Annotated in this window: 19 protein-coding genes and 4 tRNA genes; 18 read left to right on the forward strand and 5 right to left on the reverse strand. The window is 72.8% G+C overall.

Features of this window, described 5'->3' with window-relative positions:
* The first annotated feature begins 5 nt into the window (after window positions 1–5).
* The 6 genes from ACPA54_RS06910 to ACPA54_RS06935 all read left to right on the forward strand — a co-directional run bounded on the left by ACPA54_RS06910 (window position 6) and on the right by ACPA54_RS06935 (window position 3,343).
* On the forward strand, window positions 6–575 hold the full coding sequence (locus ACPA54_RS06910) for a cysteine hydrolase family protein (protein WP_423527774.1): 570 nt from the start codon (window positions 6–8) through the stop codon (window positions 573–575).
* A 114-nt stretch (window positions 576–689) separates the two neighbouring features.
* Window positions 690–762: transfer RNA gene (locus ACPA54_RS06915), tRNA-Gln, on the forward strand.
* A 12-nt stretch (window positions 763–774) separates the two neighbouring features.
* A tRNA-Glu gene (locus ACPA54_RS06920) sits at window positions 775–847 on the forward strand.
* Window positions 848–863: 16 nt separating this feature from the next.
* A tRNA-Trp gene (locus ACPA54_RS06925) sits at window positions 864–936 on the forward strand.
* A gap of 11 nt (window positions 937–947) precedes the next feature.
* Window positions 948–1,020 (forward strand) — tRNA-Arg (locus tag ACPA54_RS06930).
* Window position 1,021: 1 nt separating this feature from the next.
* Complete coding sequence (locus tag ACPA54_RS06935) at window positions 1,022–3,343, forward strand: hypothetical protein (RefSeq protein ID WP_423527775.1); 2,322 nt, start codon at window positions 1,022–1,024, stop codon at window positions 3,341–3,343.
* Between the two features lie 159 nt (window positions 3,344–3,502).
* Here the strand turns inward: ACPA54_RS06935 and ACPA54_RS06940 are convergent, their stop codons facing one another.
* The gene (locus ACPA54_RS06940) at window positions 3,503–4,330 is read right to left on the reverse strand and encodes an SAM-dependent methyltransferase (RefSeq protein ID WP_423527776.1); all 828 of its coding nucleotides are present in this window, start codon (window positions 4,328–4,330) and stop codon (window positions 3,503–3,505) included.
* A gap of 290 nt (window positions 4,331–4,620) precedes the next feature.
* Here ACPA54_RS06940 and ACPA54_RS06945 point away from each other — a divergent pair, with 290 nt between their 5' ends.
* The 3 genes from ACPA54_RS06945 to ACPA54_RS06955 all read left to right on the forward strand — a co-directional run bounded on the left by ACPA54_RS06945 (window position 4,621) and on the right by ACPA54_RS06955 (window position 8,415).
* Window positions 4,621–5,331, forward strand: a complete 711-nt coding sequence (locus tag ACPA54_RS06945; protein WP_423527777.1) for a neocarzinostatin apoprotein domain-containing protein — start codon at window positions 4,621–4,623, stop codon at window positions 5,329–5,331.
* Between the two features lie 261 nt (window positions 5,332–5,592).
* Window positions 5,593–6,783 carry a DUF1214 domain-containing protein gene (locus ACPA54_RS06950; protein WP_423527778.1) on the forward strand — a complete coding sequence of 397 codons (1,191 nt, stop codon included), beginning with the start codon at window positions 5,593–5,595 and terminating at the stop codon, window positions 6,781–6,783.
* 51 nt (window positions 6,784–6,834) lie between these two features.
* A complete protein-coding gene (locus ACPA54_RS06955) occupies window positions 6,835–8,415 on the forward strand; it encodes an ABC transporter substrate-binding protein (protein ID WP_423527779.1) in 1,581 nt (526 codons plus the stop codon).
* An 88-nt stretch (window positions 8,416–8,503) separates the two neighbouring features.
* Here ACPA54_RS06955 and ACPA54_RS06960 read toward each other — a convergent pair whose 3' ends face one another.
* The gene (locus ACPA54_RS06960) at window positions 8,504–9,838 is read right to left on the reverse strand and encodes an aminotransferase class I/II-fold pyridoxal phosphate-dependent enzyme (RefSeq protein ID WP_423527780.1); all 1,335 of its coding nucleotides are present in this window, start codon (window positions 9,836–9,838) and stop codon (window positions 8,504–8,506) included.
* A 155-nt stretch (window positions 9,839–9,993) separates the two neighbouring features.
* Here ACPA54_RS06960 and ACPA54_RS06965 point away from each other — a divergent pair, with 155 nt between their 5' ends.
* The 4 genes from ACPA54_RS06965 to ACPA54_RS06980 all read left to right on the forward strand — a co-directional run bounded on the left by ACPA54_RS06965 (window position 9,994) and on the right by ACPA54_RS06980 (window position 12,669).
* Window positions 9,994–10,680, forward strand: a complete 687-nt coding sequence (locus ACPA54_RS06965) for a pyridoxamine 5'-phosphate oxidase family protein (protein ID WP_423527781.1) — start codon at window positions 9,994–9,996, stop codon at window positions 10,678–10,680.
* 93 nt (window positions 10,681–10,773) lie between these two features.
* Window positions 10,774–11,370: a helix-turn-helix domain-containing protein gene (locus tag ACPA54_RS06970; protein ID WP_423527782.1), complete on the forward strand. Its 597-nt coding sequence runs from the start codon at window positions 10,774–10,776 to the stop codon at window positions 11,368–11,370.
* Window positions 11,367–11,903 carry a GNAT family N-acetyltransferase gene (locus ACPA54_RS06975; protein WP_423527783.1) on the forward strand — a complete coding sequence of 179 codons (537 nt, stop codon included), beginning with the start codon at window positions 11,367–11,369 and terminating at the stop codon, window positions 11,901–11,903. The genes ACPA54_RS06970 and ACPA54_RS06975 overlap by 4 nt, the downstream gene beginning before the upstream one ends.
* A 1-nt stretch (window position 11,904) precedes the next feature.
* Window positions 11,905–12,669, forward strand: coding sequence for an HAD family hydrolase (locus ACPA54_RS06980; RefSeq protein WP_423527784.1), 765 nt, complete (start codon window positions 11,905–11,907; stop codon window positions 12,667–12,669).
* A 30-nt stretch (window positions 12,670–12,699) separates the two neighbouring features.
* Here the strand turns inward: ACPA54_RS06980 and ACPA54_RS06985 are convergent, their stop codons facing one another.
* A complete protein-coding gene (locus ACPA54_RS06985) occupies window positions 12,700–13,065 on the reverse strand; it encodes a YybH family protein (protein ID WP_423527785.1) in 366 nt (121 codons plus the stop codon).
* 146 nt (window positions 13,066–13,211) lie between these two features.
* Between ACPA54_RS06985 and ACPA54_RS06990 the strand changes: the two genes are divergently transcribed.
* From ACPA54_RS06990 to ACPA54_RS07000, 3 genes are all read left to right on the forward strand, one after another.
* A complete protein-coding gene (locus ACPA54_RS06990; protein ID WP_423527786.1) occupies window positions 13,212–14,108 on the forward strand; it encodes a LysR family transcriptional regulator in 897 nt (298 codons plus the stop codon).
* 183 nt (window positions 14,109–14,291) lie between these two features.
* Complete coding sequence (locus ACPA54_RS06995) at window positions 14,292–14,912, forward strand: hypothetical protein (RefSeq protein ID WP_423527787.1); 621 nt, start codon at window positions 14,292–14,294, stop codon at window positions 14,910–14,912.
* Between the two features lie 107 nt (window positions 14,913–15,019).
* A complete protein-coding gene (locus ACPA54_RS07000; RefSeq protein ID WP_423527788.1) occupies window positions 15,020–16,093 on the forward strand; it encodes a TIGR03617 family F420-dependent LLM class oxidoreductase in 1,074 nt (357 codons plus the stop codon).
* Window positions 16,094–16,190: 97 nt separating this feature from the next.
* Here ACPA54_RS07000 and ACPA54_RS07005 read toward each other — a convergent pair whose 3' ends face one another.
* Window positions 16,191–16,988 carry a dioxygenase family protein gene (locus tag ACPA54_RS07005; protein WP_423527841.1) on the reverse strand — a complete coding sequence of 266 codons (798 nt, stop codon included), beginning with the start codon at window positions 16,986–16,988 and terminating at the stop codon, window positions 16,191–16,193.
* Window positions 16,989–17,010: 22 nt separating this feature from the next.
* Window positions 17,011–17,625 (reverse strand): GTP cyclohydrolase II, encoded by a 615-nt coding sequence (locus ACPA54_RS07010; RefSeq protein WP_423527789.1) that lies wholly within the window; start codon window positions 17,623–17,625, stop codon window positions 17,011–17,013.
* Between the two features lie 114 nt (window positions 17,626–17,739).
* On the opposite strand from ACPA54_RS07010, the gene ACPA54_RS07015 reads away from it, so the two are divergent.
* Together ACPA54_RS07015 and ACPA54_RS07020 are read left to right on the forward strand one after the other, a co-directional pair.
* Window positions 17,740–18,204 carry a MarR family winged helix-turn-helix transcriptional regulator gene (locus tag ACPA54_RS07015; RefSeq protein WP_423527790.1) on the forward strand — a complete coding sequence of 155 codons (465 nt, stop codon included), beginning with the start codon at window positions 17,740–17,742 and terminating at the stop codon, window positions 18,202–18,204.
* 157 nt (window positions 18,205–18,361) lie between these two features.
* Window positions 18,362–19,474 (forward strand): baeRF3 domain-containing protein, encoded by a 1,113-nt coding sequence (locus tag ACPA54_RS07020; protein ID WP_423527791.1) that lies wholly within the window; start codon window positions 18,362–18,364, stop codon window positions 19,472–19,474.
* Window positions 19,475–19,773: the final 299 nt, after the last annotated feature.

Consider the following 19,773-nt stretch of genomic DNA (forward strand, 5'->3'; position numbering starts at 1 on the left):
CCCCTATGACCGCCCCTGCGACCGCGTTGCTCGTCATGGACCTGCAGCGCAACATGACGGCGAACGTCACCGATCCCGAGTACCTCCCTCGCGTGGCCCGCGCGATCGGCGCGGCCCGCGGCGCGGAGATCCCGGTGCTGTACGTGGTCGTCGGCTTCCGCCCCGGGCATCCCGAAGTGTCCCCGGACAACCTGGCGTTCGCGCGCCTGCGCGGGCAGCCGACGTTCACCGACGCCGACCCGGGCGCGGAGATCCACCCGGATGTGGCGCCGCGGGACGGGGAACTCGTGGTCGCGAAGAAGCGCTACAGCGCGTTCGCGGGCAACGACCTCGACATGCTGCTGCGGTCCGCAGGGATCCGGCACCTCGTGCTGACCGGCATCTCCACCAGCGGTGTCGTGCTGTCGACGCTGCGGCAGGCCGCCGACCTCGACTACCGGCTCACGGTGCTCGCCGACGCCTGCTTCGACCCCGACCCGGAGGTGCACGCTGTGCTCACCGGCAAGCTGTTCCCCCGCCAGGCCGCGGTCGTCGACGCCGCCACCTGGGCGAAGGACCCGACCGGCAGCGCCTGACGCGCCCTTCCCCGCGTTCGTCCACAGGGCGCGTAACTCCGTTGCCCCACGCGCCCTGGTCCCCTTAACGTCGTGTCCGTCGGCGGAACGCGCAAGCACTCCGCCGGCGGACCACAACGTGTAGCTCAGCCAGGAGAGCACCGGGCTCTGGACCCGGAGGGCGCGGGGGCGGGACCCGCCACGTTGGCGATCGGAACATCGGCGTGTAGCTCAGCAAGCAGAGCACCGGGCTCTCAACCCGGAGGGCGCGGGGGCGGGACCCGCCACGTCGGCGATGTCGGGGGACGACGGCATGTAGCTCAACCCAGAAGAGCACCGGACTCCAGTTCCGGAGGACGCGGGGAAGCACCCGCCATGCCGATTCCCCCACCACGACGTGTAGCTCAGCAAGCAGAGCACCGGGCTCCTATCCCGGAGGGCGCGGGGGCAGGGCCCGCCACGTCGGCATGAACGAGATTCACGTGCGGCCCGTCGCCAATCCCGGCTACGCGGATTGGCAGCTGGCCAAGGCATTCGTCACCGCCGCCTCCCATGAGGACGCCGCGACGCGGCGCCGCGCCGACGAGCGCGTGCGCCAATGGACGCAGGTCGGCCGCGGCATGGCCGACGGCTCGCTGTCCGTCGGCTCCCGCACGCCCGTCCGCGGGCTTCCCGCCTGGGTCACCCCGGAGGTCGTGCGCGGCGGGTTCGCGACCGGCGACGCCGCCGCCGGCGGCCCGCTCACCGCGCACGAAAGCGCGGTCGCGGACCGCGCCGGGCTGCGGGCCGCCGACCGGCGCGCGGTGTTCCGCTACTTCCTGACCGACGCCGGCATGGCCGAGCTGCACGCGATGCTCGACGACGGCCGCTACCACGTGGCCGTGCCGGAAGAGGCCGCGCTGCTCACCATCGCGTGGCTGCTCCGGGCCGGCAACCGGGCCGAGGCGTTGGCGCTGCTCGACGAGATCGCCCCGTACGCGGACCGGCTGCGGTTCCTGCCGCGGCCGAGCGACACTCCGGTGCCCGACGGGTCCGCGGTGCACCGCGAGACCGTGGGCGACCTGCGCGCGACGCTCGCGGCGCGGCCGCCGAAGCCCGCGGTGGAGGCGATGAACGAGGCGCTCACGGTGTGGAACCCGTATGCCGACCAGCTTCTCGCGCACTGGCTGGAGACCGTCGACGACGACGGCCCGGGCGCAATCCGCCCGGCGGGCTGGGCCGAGCGCGGCCGTGAACTCCTGAAGCGCTACGACCGCTTGGCCGCGCAGCACAAGCTGTGCTCGAAGCACCGCAACCCGAAGGAGAACTCGGCGATCCTGCGCACGGCCTTGGCCGACACGCTGGGCGTGACGCCGGGCACTCCCGCGCGCACCCTTTTCGGGCGTGCCGCCAAGCCCGCCGCACGCGTCCCCGTCGCACACGGCCTGCTCCGGCATGCCGTGCAGGCGATGGTCGCGAAGCGCGGCGCGCCCGGTTCGCCCGAGCACACCGCGCTGCGGGCCCGCCAGGCCGCGGACGCGTCGACGGCGACGCTGCACGAGCTGGCGCGCGTGCTCATATCCCGGCTGGCGAACCTGCGCGACGAGGCGGGCCTGCCGGATACCGCATGGGTGCTGGAGCCGGTCACCGAAGAGGAAGCCGACCGGATGGGCGTCCGGGCGGGCAGCCCGATCCCGGACAGCCTGCGGCATCCGGTCGAGCGTGCGCTGAGCGCTCCGGTGGCCGAGCTTGTCGAGCGCGGCATCGTGCCGTCCGCGGAGGTACTGGCCGAGCTGGTTCCGCAGTTGGTGGCGGCGACGACGTCGTTGGCGTACCACGATCCGGCGCTGCGCACGCTCATGACCGCGGTGTACGGGGCGTTCGCCGAGCGCCGCTCGCTGCTGCTGCTCAACCTGGAGCACCAGGTGCGGTTGGAGGAACTGCCGTGGGTGAAGGGGGTGTCCAAGTACCGGCGGGTGTCGAGTGACACCGCGGGCAACGCGCGGGCGGCGTTGACCGAGCTTGGCACGCTGACCGTGCGCGCGTTCCCGGGCACGATCGTGCCGAACCCGCTGCTGCAGGAGCTGGGTTCGCTGGCGCGGCAGGCCGATGCGGGGGCGGTGTTCACCGAGGAGCTGGCGGCGGACATCTTCATGGGCACGTTCTCGGCGAAGTTCCTGCGCGCCGCGCAGGCGGCCGGCGAACTGCTCGAAGGGACGTTGTACGAGCGGTACTACGGCATCGACTATGCGGCGATCCGGGCGATCGGCGACGTCAAGCGCGAGCGGGGCCTGGCCGCGGACACCTCGGACGCGTTCGCGGCGCTGTGCCGGGACCGGGCCGGCATCGATCCGCGGGGACGCTGGTGGGTGGCGGCGAACGGGAAGGTGATCGAGCAGGCGCAGATCCTGACCACGCACAACCTGGCGGCGCTCGTGTACCCGATCGGTGTGGAACCGCCGGAGGGCTGGGCGGAGCCGGCCCGGGGCGCGTACCGGACGGTGTGCCGTCTGGTGCAGCAAATCGCGGGGAATCCGCGGCCGTTGGGGACGATCAAGGATGCCGCGTACGCGTGGCGGCAGACCGTGTTCTTCCTGTCGCTGTGCGGTCTCGAGGAGCAGTTCGCGGTGGTCGCGTGGATGGCGGAGGAGACGGCGCGGCGTCCGGAGCACACGGCGCGGCGCCTCGCGCCGGTGCTGGCGGGCCTGCGGCACGTGTTCGTCGGCGGGAGCCTGGACGACACCGCCGTGCCGAACGTGCGCCGTTTCACGGGCTGGGACACCGGCGGCCACTGGATGCGCGACGCGTGACGGCGCAGCCGATGACATGACGCGCGGAAATGCCGCGGGCCGCGGGGAAGTTCCTCGCGGCCCGTCGGCGTTCGGCGCCTCGGTCGGCGCGTCGGGCTTGTGCGTGCGTCAGGCTTGCGGGTTCCTCGGGCTTACGGCTTGCGGCTTGCGGCTTACGGCTTACGGCTTGCGCGCGATGCCGCCGAGGACGAGGCGCTGGGCGACGTCCAGGCTGTCCGCGTCGGTCGGCGCGTCGGGGCGCCACAGGTCGAGGTACACGACGCCGGGTTCGGCGAGTTCGAGCCCGTCGAAGTAGGCCTCGATCTCTTCGCGGGTGCGGAACCGGCCGGTCTTGTGCGAGCCCTGCATCACCCGTTCCAGCGCGTCGGATTCGACGCCGACGGAGAGGAAGTGGGTGAGGAACAGCCAGCTGCCGGACGGCAGGGCGTCGAGGTAGCGCTTGACGAGCCCGGCCGGGTCCTCGTCGTCGTTGATGTGGTGGATGACACCGAGCATCATGACGGCGATCGGCTCGTCGGTCTTGACGAGCCGGGTCAGGTCGGGGTGGCCGAGCACGCCGTCCGGGTCGCGCATGTCGGCGGTGATGACGGTTGTGCGGTCGTTCTCGGCGAGCAGCGCGCGGCCGTGCGCGAGCACGATCGGGTCGTTGTCGACGTAGACGACCCGCGCCTCGGGAGCGCCGTCCTGGGCGACCTGGTGGGTGTTCTGCGCGGACGGCAGCCCGGAGCCGAGGTCGACGAACTGCCGGATGCCCTGCTCGACGAGGAACTTCACGCCGCGGGACAGGATGAGGCGGTGCGATATCGCGCACTCGGCCAAGCCCGGTGCGGCTTGCAGGAGTTCGGCGGCGACGGCGCGGTCGACGGCGAAGTTGTCCTTGCCGCCGAGCAGCGAGTCGTAGATGCGGGCGATGCTGGGCGCCGTCACGTCGATTCCGGTGGGCGTCCAACCCTCCAGCGGATCCTGTGCCTCGTTGCTGTCGGGCATCGCGCGTCACCTCACATCGTCGGCATCCCGGCCGAAAGGCCGGCAGGCATTGATCATACTGATGCGTTGCCCTCCGGATCGCCTTTCCCCACCCGGGTGTTCGTGGGCGAAGCCGACCGCGCGAATGCCGCACGAGTTTCAAAATGCACGCCATCGGACACCCTCTTGCCAAGGTAAGCCTTGCCTAAGTTAATGTGACATCAGTTTCGGGTGCGGCCGTTTTGGCCGTATGAGCCCGTTTCCCGGCCTGCTCGCGCGCCGAGCCGGCCCCTCACCGCTGGAGAACGACCATGACGTCCCTTCGCCTGCCCGCCGGGATCACCATGACCGCCACCGCGGCGGCGCTCGCCGTCGCCCTCGCCGCGCCGAACGCGTCGGCCGCGGGCTCGCTTTCGGCCACCAAGACCGGCAACCTCAAGGTGTCCGGCGAGTCGATCACCGTCTCGGGCAGCGGCTTCGAGGCGAACAAGTCCCTCATGCTGATCAACTGCGACCTGTCGACACAGCGCGGCGAGGGCTGCGACATGGCCGGCACGGCGTCGGTGACCACCGACGCGAAGGGCGCGTTCTCGTCCGCGTTCACCGCGAAGGGCTCCTACGGCACGACCGACTGCACCAAGGTCGCGTGCGGCGTCGTGGTCTACGACATGTCCACGCACACCCTCCCCGCGCGCCTGAAGCTCTCGTTCGCGTCGGCCCCGGCGACGAGCAAGCCCGCCACGAGCAAGCCCACCACAAGCGGGCCGGCCACCAAGCCCGCGACCGATAAGCCCGCCACGAACAAGCCGTCCACCAGCGCCCCCGCCGCGGCCGGCGGCACGTCGGGCGGCACCTCCGGCGGCGCGTCGGCCGCCCCGGCCCCGGCGGGCGAGAAGCTGGCCGCGACCGGCGGCTCCGACCTGACACTGCCGCTGGCCGCGGGCGGCGCCGCCCTGCTGCTGGCCGGCGCGGGCGCCACCGTCGTGACCCGCCGCCGCGGCACGGGCAACCGCACCGCCTGACCGTCCCTTCCCGGCGAATCGATTCTGCGGCGGGCCGGGCACCTTCACCGGCCCGCCGCGGCCCTCGCGCGGGAGACCTCCGCGCCCCGGGCCGACGCCCCGAGCCCCGCTCCTCCGACGGGGTCCGGGGCGTTTTCGCGTCCCGGGACTCCCCCGGCCCGCACGTCTCATGGCCCTTGACTCGGCATGCCGCCCATGCCTTACTGAGGCCCCGCCTTAACTAAGGCAGGGCCTCAGTACGTCGTGAGAAGGGCCTCCGCCGTGACCGATCCGACCACCCCGACCGACGCCTCCGACACCGCCGACGCGTGGGACCGGTTCTGCGCCGAACTGTCCGACCTCGGGCGGGCCGTGCACACAGGTGGGCACCCCGATCCGGCGGACGGGGTGCGGCATCTGTCGCGCGTCGCCGTGCACGCGTTGCAGGCGTCGCTCGAACACGGCGACCCGGCTTTCCCCACGTTCCAGCGCTTCGACGACGACGTCGTCAAGTGGGGCGGTCCCAACGTCGACAACGTGTATCTGCGCGCCCGGGTCGACGGGCGCTACGCGTACGTGCTGACGGGCAACCTCGCGGGTGTCCGCAACGTCATCGTGTCGACCGTCGAAGGCGACATGCAGCTTGAGCAGTACGGGGTCTTCGCGGAGACCGACATCGACGGCCTCGCCGTCGCCCCCGACGGCTCCTTCACCCTGCACGTCGGGGGCGAACGTCCCGCGGACGGTACGCCGTGGCTGCCGCTCGACCCGCGCTCCCGCTACCTGTCGATCCGCCAGTACGTGTGCGACCTCGACCACGACCGCACCGGCGCCTTCGTCGTCGAACGCGTCGGCTCGCGCGGCCGGGCGCCCGAACCGCTGTCCCCCGCGGTGCTGGCCGGACGGATCGACGAAGCACGCACCTGGACGCGCGCCACGATGCAGTACTGGGGGCCGTTCATGGCCGCGGTCTACGAGGCCGCGGGCGGCCCGAACCGCTTCCGCCCGCCTACCTCGGTGCCGGGCGGCGCGGACGCCATCCGCTACGGCGGCGGCATGTACGAACTCGGCCCCGACGAGGCGCTGCTCGCCGAAACCCCGGTCCCGGACGCGGACTACTGGAGCGTGCAGCTCTACAACTACCCGTGGTTCGAGTCGCTCGACCTGCACAACCGGCAGAACGCGCTCAACGGCCAGGAAGTCCACGTCGACGACGACGGCGTGTGCCGGATCGTCGTCGCGCACCGCGACCCGGGCGTGCCGAACTGGCTGGACACCGAGGGCCGCCCGAAGGGCCACGTGTCGTGGCGGTGGATCTGGGCACGCAGCACGCCGACGCCGGTCTGCCGGGTCGTCCGGTTCGACGAACTCGACGCGGCGATTCCCCCGTCCGCGCGCCGCCTGACCGGCGAGGAACGCGCCGAAGCCCTCGCCCGCCGCCGCGCGCACTTCGCGCGCCGCTTCCGCGGCTGACGCCCGAGCCGCCCGCCCCGCCGTCCCCCACTCCCCTGCCGAGGACCCGCCATGAGATCTGTGCGCCATCCCGTCGTGCTGCAAGCCGCCGCCTTGTCGGCAGCCCTCGTCCTGGCGGCGGCCGGGTGCCGGGGCGGCGGCACGAACGGTTCGCCGGGGAGTGCGGGCCCGTCCGGTCCGCCGACGTCGGGCGGCACGCTGACGATGCTGTCGGTCGGCGACTCGACCTCGCTGGACCCGTTCGGCGCGAACTACGGCGGCGCGCCCGCGGACAGCGCGCGCATGGCGGCGCTCTACGACCCGCTGGTGTACCTCGATCCGGCGACCAACACGGTCAAGCCGCACCTCGCCGAGAGCCTGGCCACGGCGGACGGCGGCACCACGTGGACGCTCAAGCTGCGGCCGGGCGTGACGTTCTCCGACGGGACGCCGTTCGATGCCGCGGCCGTACGGACGAACTGGGAGATGCACGCCAAGCCGGAAGTCCGGTCGCAGCACCGCGCCGCCACCACCGGGCTGACGGTGCGGGTCGTCGACCCGTCCACCGTCCAGGCGGTGCTCGCCACGCCCAACCCGAACTTCGACCGGTCGGTGGCGACCGACCTGACGTTCGTCGAGGCACCGTCGGTGCTGGCGAAAGGACCGGACGTGTACCGCACCCGGCCGGTCGGCGCAGGCCCGTTCACCCTGTCGCGGTGGACGCGCGGAGCCGAGCAGGTGTTCGTGAAGAACCCGGCGTACTGGCAGAAGGACAAAGGCCTGCCGTATCTCGACCAGGTCGACGTCAAGGTGATGTCCGACATCGACCAGCAGTACAACACCCTCAAGTCGGGCGGCGCCGACCTGTCCATCGGTGCCGACGCGCTGCTGGCGCAGGCGAAGGGCACGCTCAACACCCGCCCGGTGCAGTCGAATGGCGGGCAAGCGGTGCAGTTCGACGTCACGAAGGCGCCGTTCGACGATGTGCGGGCGCGGCGCGCCATCGCGCTGGCGATCGATCCGGCGGAGATGGCGAAGACGCTGAACCAGGGCGGGGTGCCCGCGCGCGGCTACTTCGCCGCGGAGTCGCCGTACTTCGACGCGGGCGCGGCGCAGCCGGCCTTCGACAGGGCGGAGGCGCAGCGCCTGTTCGACGAGCTGGCGGCTGCGGGGCACCGGGTGGACTTCACGTTCACGGTTCCGAAGGCGACGGTGAGTGTGAAGCTGGCCGAGTACCTGCAGAGCCGACTGGCGCAGTACAAGAACGTGACGATGCGGATCGACACGCTGGACGTGTCGGCGTTCGTGACCCGGGTGGTGGTCCAACGGGACTATCAGGCCACGCTGTTCCAGGACTGGGTGGTCGATCCGGAGCCGCGCGCGTGGAATGCGCTGCAGTCGGCGAGCCCGCAGAACCTGATGGGCTGGCGCAGCCCCGCGGCGGACCGGGCGCTCGCGGCGGGGCGCTCGGCCACCGATCCGGCGCAGCGCAAGGCCGCCTACGTGGACTTGCAGCGGGCGCTGTCCGCGGAGTTGCCGATGTGGGTGTATGCGCAGTCCGCGCAGGGGCCGGTGTTCACGAACCGGGTCGCGGGGGTGGAGTTGTTCAACGCGGGTTCGGTGCTGATGGACCGGATCGGGTTGGCGCGCTGAGCGACTTCCTGGGGACGCGATTCGTCGAGCGGCTTCCCGGCGTGGACTCGTCGACCTGCTTGCGTCCGGGCTGGGGACGATCCGCCCCTCACACGCTCGTATAAGCCTGCTCCCCCAGCCCCGCCCCCACCCGGGGCCCGGTCCCGGCGACCTCGGCGATCGCGTCCGCCGCGGCTTCGGCCTCGGCGGGGGTCAGGGTGGCGATGGTGACGCGGATGGCCGGGCCGGAGGCGATGCGGTAGCGGGTGCCCGGGGCGACGACCCAGCCGCGGGCCAGCAGGCCGGCGACGGCGCCGATTTCGTCGCGGACCGGGACCCACACGTTGATGCCGGAGCGACCGTGGGCGGGGATGCCGCGGGCGGCGAGGGCGTCGAGGAGGAGGGCGCGGCGTTCCGCGTAGGTCCGGCGGGCGTGGTCGACCTGGGCGGCCACGGTGTCGGAGGCCCAGGCGGCGGCGACGGCGTGCTGGAGGGCGTGGCTGATCCAGCCGGGGCCGAGGCGTTGGCGTCCGGCGATGCGGCCGACGGTGGTGGCGTCGCCGGAGGCTACGGCGCAGCGCAGGTCGGGGCCGTAGCCCTTGGCGCTGGAGCGCACGTACAGCCAGTGCCGCGTGGTGTCGGCGAGGGTCGCCAACGGCGGTCCGGCGATGGCGTTGCCGTGGTCGTCTTCGACGACGAGGACGTCCGGGTGGGCGGCCAGGACGCGGCGCAGCGCGGCCGCGCGGGGTGCGGAGACCGCGGCTCCGGTGGGGTTCTGCGCGCGGGCGGTGACGACGAACGCGTGGGCGCCGGCGGCGAGTGCGGCGGCGACCGCGTCGGGGTCGGGGCCGTCGTCGTCGACCGGGACGGGGACGGCGGTGAGGTTGAGGGCGGCGAGGAGGTCGAGGAAGTTCGCCCAGCCGGGGTCTTCGACGACGACGCTGTCGCCGGGGCGCAGGTGTGCGGTGAGGGCGCGTTCGATGCCGTCGAGGGCGCCGGATGTGGCGACGAGGTGGTCGGCGGGCACGCCGTCGGCGGCGAACAGGGCACGGGCGGCGTCCCCGAGGGGTTCGTACAGCGCGGTATGGCCGTAGAGGACGCGCCACGTCCGCGGGTCCGGGAAGGCCGGGTCGGGCAGCAGGGCCGGGTCCGGTTCGCCTTTGGCGAGGTTGTGGGCGCCGGGCGGTGCGGCGGGTCCGACGGCGTTGCGGTCGGTGGCGGCGGGTCGGGCGCGGACCCGGGTGCCGGCGCGGCCTTGGGTCTCGACGATGCCGCGGTCGCGAAGCAGGCGGTAGGCGGCGCCGACGGTGTTGGGGTTGACGCCGAGTTCCGCGGCGAGCGCGCGGACCGGGGGCAGGGCCGCGCCGGGTTCCAACGCGCCGTGCTGGAGGTCGCGTTCCACCGAGGCCGCGATCTCGGCGGCGGTACGCCCGGTCAGCGCCACGGGGAGTCCTCCTGAGCTTCGGGTTGTGCGGTTGCACCGTACGCCACCGCGCGGGCCGGCCCGGTCCGGATATCGCCGTTGACACCCTCCCCCACCGTGGATTTATTGTACTGGCACCAAAGCAGTTTTGACCTAGTACAAAAAATGAGGTCGCCATGAGCGTCGCTTCCGAGACCCCTGCCGTGTATCCGCGCACCGAGGCCACCACTCCGACCCGACTCCGCGACCGCATGCGCTACGACGCCGACACCGTCCACGCGATCCTGGACGAGGCCTTCCTCGCGCACGTCTCCTTCACCGCCGACGGCGTCCCGCACGTCCTCCCGCTCGCCTTCGGGCGGGACGGCAGCCGCGTCTACGTGCACGTCTCCTCCGGCTCACACCTCGCCACCGCAGTCCGGCACGCCGGCGACGACGGGCTCCCGGTCGCGTTCGCCGTCACGCACGCGGACGGTCTGGTGCTGTCCCGGTCCGCGTTCCACCACTCGATGAACTTCCGCTGCGTCATCGCCCACGGCCCGCTGCGCCGGGTCACCGACCCGGACGAGCTCGCGCACGGGTGGTCGGTGCTGCTCGACCACCTGGTCCCCGGCCGCAGCACGGACGCCCGGCCGCCGAACCGCAAGGAAGCCGCCCAGACCGGACTCTTCGCGCTCGATCTCGACCGGGTCGCGGCCAAGGTCCGCGACCACGGGCTCGCCGCGGAAGAGGACGGCGACCTCGAACTGCCGCACTGGGCGGGCGTCATCCCGCTCCGCACGGTCGCGGGCCCGGCGCAGCCGGACACCGGTGTCGGCCCGGTGCCGGACTATCTGGCACGGTGGACGGCGGAACGGGCGTAATCGGGCAGCCGTCGCGACTCGCGGCATATGCAGGTGTGATCCACACGTCACCCCCTTGCCACGACATCCCAGATCCGGGATAGCATCCCGGATATGAGAAGCCCCGCCGGTTCGTCTCCTCCCCCGGCCGCGTCGCTCGACGACCGGCTCGCGCTGCGCATCGCCGCAATGCGGGTCGAACGCGGCTGGTCACTGGAGGACCTCGCCCGCCGCACGGGGGTGAGCCGCTCGACGCTGTCCCGGCTGGAGCGCGCGGAGATCAGCCCGACGGCAGCCCTGCTGGGCAAGCTGTGCGCCGCCTACGGCACACCGCTGTCCCGCCTGATAGCCGAGGTCGAATCCGACGCCGCGGCGGCCGAGCTGCTGCGCGCCGACGACCAGCCGGTGTGGCGCGACAAGACCACCGGCTTCGTCCGGCGCTCCGTGTCGCCGCCGCACCCGGGGCTGCGCGCCGACCTCATCGAAGGCGTGCTCCGGCCCGGCGCGGACATCGTCTACGACGGTCCGCCCGTCGCCGGGTTGGAGCACCACGTGTGGGTGCTGGAAGGCTCCGTGGAGATCACCCTCGACGGAAGCTCCTACACCCTGAATGCCGGGGACTGCCTGCGGTTCCGGCTCTGGGGGACGTCCGAATACCGCTGCCCGGGCCCGGATCCGGTGCGCTACCTGATTGCGGGTGTGATGCCGTGACCGGCCTGTCGATCCTCCCGGTGACCGAAGCGGACTTCACCGCCCGCGTCCCGCACCTCGCCGCGCTGCTGGTGGACGCGGTGGACGGCGGTGCCTCCCTCGGCTTCGCCGCCCCGCTCGCCCCGGCGGACGCCGAAGCGTGGTGGCACACCCGCGCCGGCGACGTCGCCGCCGGCACGTTCCTGGTCTGGCTCGCCGAGTCCGACGGAGTCCCGGTGGGGACGGTGAGCCTCGTGCTGAGCCCGTGGCCGAACGGCCGGCACCGCGCGGACCTGGTCAAGCTGATGGTCCACAGCAAGGCCCGCGACCGCGGCATCGCCAGCCGCCTGCTGAGCCACGCGGAGGACCAGTCTTTGGCCCACGGCCGCACGCTCCTGATCCTCGACACGGAGACGGGCAGCCCGGCGGATGTGCTGTACCGCTCGGCAGGCTGGACGGCCTTCGGCATCGTCCCGGACTTCGCGCAGGACGCCCACGGGACGCTGCGGGACTGCACGTTCTTCTACAAGCAGTTGGCCGGGGCCGAGGACTGACGTGGCGGCACTCTCCGCAACGCACCGGTCCGGCGACCGCCCATCCTCGGACTCGCGGCGGCTCCTCGTCCTGTGGGACATCGACCACACCCTGCTCAGCGCGGGCCCGGTCAGCCGCGGCGCATACGCCGACGCTTTCGTGCACGTGACCGGCCGTGAGCTGGTGCACCTGGCGGACATGGCTGGGCGCACCGACCTGCACATCACGCAAGAGACGCTGCGTCTGCACGGCCTCGAGCCGACGGACGAGGCCGTCCGGGGCATCATGGCCGAACTGCTCCCGGCGTTCCTCCGACGGCACCACGAACTCCTGCGCGATGCACGCCCGTTGCCAGGTGCCGCAGGTGCGGTCCGGGCACTGGCGACCGCCCGGCACGTCGTACAAAGCGTGCTGACCGGCAACCTTCACGCTACGACGCACCTCAAATTGGCCGCGGTCGGCCTGGCCGGGCCGGACATCGACTTGGCGGTGGGGGCCTACGGCGACGACCACCGAGACCGGGAGCGGCTCGTCCCGCTCGCCCGCAGTCGTGCCGCGGCCGCGTACCGCACCGACTTCGGCGGGCGCCGCACGGTGGTGATCGGCGACACCGTGCACGACGTGTCGGCCGCGCTGGCCGGTGGCGCGTCGGTGGTCGCCGTGGCAACGGGACGCGCCGACGCCGCCGTACTGGCCGCCGCCGGCGCGCACGCCGTCCTGCCCGATCTCGCGGACACCGCTGCCGTACTCGCGGCGATCCGCACGGTCTCCGGCGCCGAGGACTGAAGGCTCGGCACCGGAGACCGCGGTCGGCCCTCACTCCACCGGCACCTCCGGCCGGTCGATGATCCGCAGCCACGTTCCGTCCCCCTGACGCTGGGCGACCTGCACCCGCCCGCCGGTTCCGTCCGCCGCGCGCGTCGAGGTCAGCGCGAGGTCTCCGTGCCGCACCGTCGGCAGCGGTGGCTCGACCGCGAAAGGCAGCGGGGCGTAGGCGATCAGCTTCTCGACGACGGCGCGGATCGCGTCGCGGCCGACGGTCACGGACCCCGCCGGGTAGGCCATCACGGCGTCCGGCGCGTACAGCGCGGCAACGCCGTCCGCGTCGCGGGCGTTCACGCGTTCGACGAACAGCCGCGCGAGGTCTTCGGGGGTGGTCGCGACGGCAAGGTTCTCGGTCATGGCGGGCTCCTGGGGGATGCGATTCGGATGGTGCCGCGGCGCGGTCCGGGGCGCTTTCCGGTGCCGCGCTCGCCGTGGTTCCACTCTCGCGTCCCACCGGCCATAAGTCCAAGAGATGGTAAGTCTCACCACTAGAATCAACAGTTATGGAACTCCGGCAGCTTGAGTACTTCGTCGCCGTCGCCGAGGAACGCAACTTCACCCGCGCCGCCGAGCGTGTGCACGTGGCCCAGCCCGGCGTCAGCGCGCAGATCAAACGGCTCGAACGCGAACTCGGCCAGGAACTCCTCGACCGCTCCGGACGGCAGGTGACGCTGACCGAAGTCGGCGCCGCCGTCCTCCCGTACGCGCGCGCGGCCTTGGCCGCCGTGGACGGCGCCCGCCTCGCCGTGGACGAGCTGACCGGGCTCCTGCGCGGCCACGTCGCCGTCGGCGCGGTCACCTCGCACAAGGTCGATCTCCCGGGCATGCTCGCCGAGTTCCACCAGCGCCACCCCGCCGTGGAGATCACCCTTTCGGAGGACGACACCGACAACCTGCTGGACGCCCTGCGCAACGGCCGGCTCGACGCCGCGGTGGCCAGCATCGGGCGCGAGGCACCCGACGGCATCGCGCTCGTCGTCGTCGACGAGCAGCCGGTGGTCGCCGCGGTCGCCCACGACCACGAACTCGCCCCGCACACCGCCATCTCCCTCGACACCCTGCGCGGCCGCCCGCTGATCAGCCTCCCGCGCGGCACCGGCATCCGGCGGCTCCTCGACGACGCGTGCGGCGCGGCGGGATTCCGCCCGCACATCGCCTTCGAGGCCGGCGACCCGGGCACGCTCGCCAACCTCGCCGCCAAGGGCCTGGGCGTGGCGATCCTGCCCGAGATCGTGGCCACGCTCCGACCGGACGAGCTGACCGCCGTCCGCATCGAACGCCCGCCCCTCAGCGGCCGCCTGGTGTTCGCCTGGCGCGCGGACGGCCCGAGCGGCCCGGCAGGACGGGCCTTCGTGACAGCCGCACGGGCGCGACTGGAGGCGGAGCGCTCAGACAGCTAGCCGGCCGAACCGCGGACTCGGCCGGAACACCGCCCCCACGGCACAGCCTCCGCCCGGTCACCCTCACACCCTCCCCCTCCCACCTCACCCACACGCCCGAGACCACCGCGCCCCCACACGCCCGATATGTCACGCTATCTCCCATGTGTCCATGGCCAGACAGGCCGACCCCGGGGGCTCCCGATGCGTGAGCGGCTGCGCCGCGTGCTGCTTGTCGACGGCTCCGCGCCCGCCCGCGCGGCCGCGCTCGTATCCCTCGTCGCGGCGCTGGCGCTCGTCCTCGCCGGTTCGCTCCTGCTGGTCGCCGTGCGGACCGGGCTGGCCGCTCAAGCGGAGTCGGTCGCCCGCAGCCGGGCCGAAGCCGTCGCCCGCGACGTCGCCGACGGCCGCATGCCGCTCACCGGGCTGATCCCGCTCGGCGACGGCAGCCTCGTCCAGGTGACGACCGCCGACGGCCGCGTCCTGACCGCCAGCGACAACCTCGCCGGCCACGGCCCCGTCGCCGCGTACGCGCCGCCCGCGGACCGCCGCAGCGTCGCCGTGACGGTCGAGGTCCCGTTCAGCGCTCCCGAGCGGCTCACCGGCGACATCACGCACACGGAGCCCTTCCGCATCGTCGCGATCCGCACCGACTCCCCCGCGGGCCCGATGATCGCCTACGCGGGCGCCTCGATGACGCCGGTGCGCACCGCCTCCCACGCCCTCCTCTGGGTCATGCTGCCCGGCCTCCCGCTCCTGGTCGCCGTGATCGCCTACGCCACCCACCGCCAGACGGCCAGAGCGCTGCCGAAGCGGGCGGGCTGAGGCCGGCACGGAGCACGGAGAACCCCGGCTGCACGCCTGTTCACCTTGATCCCGCGCGTCCGGTGCCCTATGCCTACGGAATCACGCCCTCACCCGGGAGAGACTCCGTGGATCCGCGCACACCCCCCGCACCGACCGCCGCCCGACCGAACGCGACAGGCGGCACAACACCGCCCACCCGCATCCCCGTCGACACCCTCCTCGACGCCCCGTTGGCACAAGCCGGCGACCGGGCCCGGGAACTGGCCGACGCGGGCTTCGACGGCGTGTTCACGTTCGAAGGCCCCGGCGACGTCTTCCTCCCCCTCGTACCCGCGGCCGCCGCCGGTCTCGACATCATGACCAACGTCGCGATCGCGTTCCCCCGCAGCCCGGTCCACTTGGCGCACGCCGCGTACGACTTGCACGCCGCCTCCGGCGGGCGGTTCCGCCTCGGCCTCGGCAGCCAGATCAAGGCGCACATCGAACGCCGCTACGGCGCCAGCTGGTCACGCCCCGCCGCCCGCATGGCGGAGACGATCGAGGCGGTACGCGCCGTCCTGACCTGCTGGCAGACCCGCGAACCCCTGGACTTCCACGGCGACTTCTTCGACCTCACCCTCATGCCGCCGACCCTGTCGCCGCCGCCGAACCCCTACGGCATCCCCCCGCTCCTCGCCGGCGGCGTGGGCCCGCGCATGCTCGAAGCCGTCGCACGCTCCGCCGACGGCCTGCTCGTCCACCCCCTCAACACCGACGCCTACCTCACCGAACGGCTGCTCCCCGCCGTCACCGCAGGCCTCGACCGAGCCGCGCGCACCCGCGACGAGTTCGCCCTCGTCCTCGACGTCATCGTCGCCGCCGGCCGCACCGAACCCGAACTCGCCGCCGCCACCCAGGCCGCCCGCGCCATGGTCGCGTTCTACGCCTCCACCCCCGCCTACCGCCCCGTCCTGGAAGCCGAGGGCTACGGCGACCTCCAACCCGAAGTCCACGCCCTGATCCGGGCCGGCCGCTGGTCCGACATCCCGGCCGCCGTCGACGACACCCTCCTGCACCGCGTCGTCGCCGTCGGGACCCCCAAGGACGTCGCCGCCACCCTCACCGACCGCGCCCGCCTGGCCCGCGCCGACCGCCTCGGCTTCTACCTCCCCGGCGCCACGGACCCGACGTGCGTCACGGAGGTCCTGGACGCCTTCTAGGCCGTCCTTTCGACTCCGCCTGGGCACCACCCGCATTCGCGATGCGCTGCGGACGCGTTCTCCGCCGGCTCAGACGCGCGGTTTCACCGGGGTCCCGTCACCCGATCTGCACCGACCGCTTCGCGAGGCCGCCCCAGAAGCCGTCGATCGTCGTGCGGGCCGTGCCGAAGTCCGCTTCGCCCGCGCCCAGGGTGACGAACAGCGGGGCGAAGTGCTCGGTGCGCGGGTGGGCGACGCGCGCGGCGGGGGCGGCGTGCTGGAAGTCGAGGAACGCGTCGAGGTCGTGGGCGGCCAGGGCCTCGTTCCCCCATGCGTCGAACTCGCGGGACCAGCCCGGGGCTTCGTCGGGTCCGGCGCCCCACGTCAGGCCGCGCAGGTTGTGGGTGAAGAAGCCGCTGCCGACGATCAGGACTCCTTCGTCGCGCAGCGGCGCCAGGCGGCGGCCGAGGGCGAACAGTTCCCGGGGGTCGAGCGACGGCATCGACATCTGGAGCACGGGGACGGCGGCGTCCGGATACATCTCCTTGAGCGGCACGTAGGCTCCGTGGTCCAGCCCCCGCTCCGGCGCGTCGTGGACCGGGCGTCCCGGGGCGGCCAGCAGGCCGCGCACCCGCTCGGCCAGGTCGGGCGCGCCGGGGGCCGGGTAGGTCACCTGGTAGTACTTGGGCGGGAAGCCGCCGAAGTCGTAGACGAGCGGCACGGTGCGGGTCGCGCCCAGTGTGACCGGCGCGTCCTCCCAGTGCGCCGACACCATCAGGACCGACGCAGGCCGCGGCAGGTCGGCGGACCACGCGGCGAGCTGACCGGGCCACAGGTCGTCGTCGGCGAGCGGCGGCGCACCGTGGCTGAGGTAAACGGCGGGCATCTTCACGGCGGGCACCTCCACGTCGGACATGTTCACGGCACGCACGCTCCCCTCAACTGGCCAATTCGATCGTGTGCCCCGTGTGCTCGACCTTGGCGCGCAGGTAGCGCAGGTTGCTGCCCGACGCGAATACCCCGGTGGCCCGGGTCTCCCGCACGTCGACGCCGTAGCCGCGCAGCTGGGCCGCCTTGTCGGGGTTGTTGCTGAGCAGGTCGACGCCGCCGAGCCCGAGCGCGCCGAGCATCTGGGCCGCCGCGGCGTAGTCGCGCGCGTCTTCCGGCAGCCCCAGGGCGGTGTTGGCGGCGTAGGTGTCGAGGCCGCCGTCCTGCAGCGCATACGCGTCGATCTTGTTGTAGAGCCCGATGCCGCGCCCCTCCTGCCGCAGGTACAGCAGGACGCCGCCGGCGGTGGCGATGCGTTCGACGGCTTCGCGCAGCTGCGGCCCGCAGTCGCACCGGGCGGAGCCGAACGCGTCGCCGGTCAGGCATTCCGAGTGCAGGCGGACCAGCGGGGTGTCCCCCGGCGCGGGCGTGCCGAGCACGAGGGCGACGTGTTCGAGCCCGTCGACCAGGCCGTGGAAGGTGACCGCCTCGGCGTCGACGCGGTACCCGTCGGCGAACCGCAGCGGGATGGTGACCCGGGTGCGCACGGTTGCGGGTGCGTGCATGGCCATCTCTCCGTTCCGTGGTTCAAATTTGAACCACCCTGCGGCGACACTACCCGCCACTCGCACATCGTTCAAATTTGAATGACTTGCGGACCGGCCCTTACCATGGACGGCATGCGCGAACCGCGGTGGCTGAACGACGAGGAAAAGCACGCCTGGTATGCCTTCCTTGCCGCGGGCGCCCTGGTCAACCGCCAGGTCGAACAGCAGCTCAAGACCGACGCCGGGCTGTCCCATCCGCAGTACGAGATCCTCGTCCGCCTCGCCGACACCCCCGACGGCTCCCTGCGCATGACCGACCTGGCCAACGCCCTGCTCACCACGAAAAGCGGCCTCACCTACCAGGTCGGTCAGCTGGAGAAACTCGGCCTGGTCGCCCGCCGCGGCTGCCCGACGGACGACCGCAGCGTGTTCGCCGTGCTCACCGACGCGGGCCGCGAACGCCTCGGCAACGCCGCCCCCGGACACGTCGCCGCCGTCCGCGACGCCCTGGTCGACGTGCTGACCCCCGCCCAGCTCGCCTGCCTGGCCGACGCCCTCGGCACCGTCGCCCGCCGCTTCCAGTCCCCCGGCACCTGACCCGGCGCCCGCCCCGCCCGGTCACCCGCCCGCGCGACCGGCCGAAATACCGGCCCCGCCGGACATGCGGGCGAGCCCCGGCTCGGACACCCTGGAAGGAACACCTCGGGGGGTTCGCCCACGGGCCGACAGGCCCGGGATCGACCGAGAGGCAGCCATGAAGCTGACGGATCTGACCAGCGCGACCCTTGCCGACCTGCGCAAGGTGCGCCCCTTTCCCGCCGTGTCGCTCCTCATGCCGACCCACCGCACCGAACCGGACAACACCCAGGACCCGATCCGGCTGCGGAACATGGTGACCGAGGCGAAGCGTCGACTGGAGTCCGATCCCGACGTACCGCGCGACGCCCGCTTCGACGTGGCCGCGCAACTCGACCAGGCGCTCGGCGAGGTCGACCTGGTGCACTCGCTCGACGGCCTGGTCATCCTGGCCTCCCCCGGCGAGCACGAAGTGTGGTCCCTGCCGCGCGAGGTCCCGGAACGCGTCGTCTTCTCCGACACCTACCTCACCCGCAACCTGGTGGCGGCTCGCGCGCAGAACGAGCCGTACTGGGTGCTGGCGCTGGCGATCGACCACGCGACGCTGTGGGGCGGCACGAACGACCGCGTCGAGCAGGTCTCCCTCGAAGGCTTCCCGCACAAGATCGACGACCTCGACTGGGACGTCGAACACCAGGAACGCGTCGGCAACTTCCCCAGCGTCTACACCGACGAGCGCACCCACCAGTTCATGCGCGAGATCGACACCAAGCTCAACGCCCTGCTGGGCCGCCACCCGCGCCCGTTCTACCTGGTCGGCCTTCCGCCGGTCCTCGCCGTCCTCGACGAGGTCCGCACGAACCACCACACCGAGGCCGGACGCGTGCCCAAGGGCGGCCTCACCCAGGGCCCGCCGCACACCCTCGCCGCGGAGATCGAACCGGCCCGCGAGGCGTACCGCACCAAGCAGATCGGCGACCTGGCGCAGCGGATCGACGCCGCGACCGGCCGCCGGGCGATGACCAGCGGCCTGGACGAGGTGTGGCGGGCGGTCCTCGAAGGCCGAGTCGACACGCTCGTCATCGAGGACGGCTACCGCGAGACCGTGCAGGTGACCGAAAACCATCTGCTGCCGGTGCCGGACGGCACCCCGTCGAACGGCTTCCCGGTCGTCGACGACATCGTGGACGACATCGCCGAGCGCGCGCTCGACCGCGGCGCCCAGGTGTACTTCGTCCCGGACGGCGAACTCGCGGAACGCGGGCACATCGCCGCCACGCTGCGCTTCTGACCCCGCAAGAACGCCACGCAGACGCCACGCACACGCCGCACGGACGCCGCAAAGCGCCAGCGGAACCGCGTGAACGGCAGGCCGCCGGATCCGCTCCGGCGGCCTGCCGCGTTCCGGGGTCCGGACAGCCGCGAGGGACCCCCCTCGATTCCGGCCCCCGCGCTATACATCACCCCTCCCACCTGCAAACCTGCTGCCGTCCGCGCGGACAATGGGGCCCGCGGGGCGGGGTGTGCGAGGGGGCGTGGTGGAACGGTTCGGCGTGCGGCGGCAACGGAGCCGCCGTAGGGGTGTGCAGG

The organism is Uniformispora flossi, assembly GCF_049534875.1.
GTDB classification, from domain to species: domain Bacteria; phylum Actinomycetota; class Actinomycetes; order Streptomycetales; family Streptomycetaceae; genus Yinghuangia; species Yinghuangia aomiensis.

Coding starts and splice junctions, on each gene's coding strand:
- ACPA54_RS06910 (WP_423527774.1), top strand. CDS start 6: ATGACCGCCCCTGCGACCGCGTTGCTCGTCATGGACCTGCAGCGCAAC.
- ACPA54_RS06935 (WP_423527775.1), top strand. CDS start 1,022: ATGAACGAGATTCACGTGCGGCCCGTCGCCAATCCCGGCTACGCGGAT.
- ACPA54_RS06940 (WP_423527776.1), bottom strand. CDS start 4,330: ATGCCCGACAGCAACGAGGCACAGGATCCGCTGGAGGGTTGGACGCCC.
- ACPA54_RS06945 (WP_423527777.1), top strand. CDS start 4,621: ATGACGTCCCTTCGCCTGCCCGCCGGGATCACCATGACCGCCACCGCG.
- ACPA54_RS06955 (WP_423527779.1), top strand. CDS start 6,835: ATGAGATCTGTGCGCCATCCCGTCGTGCTGCAAGCCGCCGCCTTGTCG.
- ACPA54_RS06965 (WP_423527781.1), top strand. CDS start 9,994: ATGAGCGTCGCTTCCGAGACCCCTGCCGTGTATCCGCGCACCGAGGCC.
- ACPA54_RS06970 (WP_423527782.1), top strand. CDS start 10,774: ATGAGAAGCCCCGCCGGTTCGTCTCCTCCCCCGGCCGCGTCGCTCGAC.
- ACPA54_RS06985 (WP_423527785.1), bottom strand. CDS start 13,065: ATGACCGAGAACCTTGCCGTCGCGACCACCCCCGAAGACCTCGCGCGG.
- ACPA54_RS06990 (WP_423527786.1), top strand. CDS start 13,212: ATGGAACTCCGGCAGCTTGAGTACTTCGTCGCCGTCGCCGAGGAACGC.
- ACPA54_RS06995 (WP_423527787.1), top strand. CDS start 14,292: ATGCGTGAGCGGCTGCGCCGCGTGCTGCTTGTCGACGGCTCCGCGCCC.
- ACPA54_RS07005 (WP_423527841.1), bottom strand. CDS start 16,988: ATGTCCGACGTGGAGGTGCCCGCCGTGAAGATGCCCGCCGTTTACCTC.
- ACPA54_RS07010 (WP_423527789.1), bottom strand. CDS start 17,625: ATGCACGCACCCGCAACCGTGCGCACCCGGGTCACCATCCCGCTGCGG.
- ACPA54_RS07015 (WP_423527790.1), top strand. CDS start 17,740: ATGCGCGAACCGCGGTGGCTGAACGACGAGGAAAAGCACGCCTGGTAT.
- ACPA54_RS07020 (WP_423527791.1), top strand. CDS start 18,362: ATGAAGCTGACGGATCTGACCAGCGCGACCCTTGCCGACCTGCGCAAG.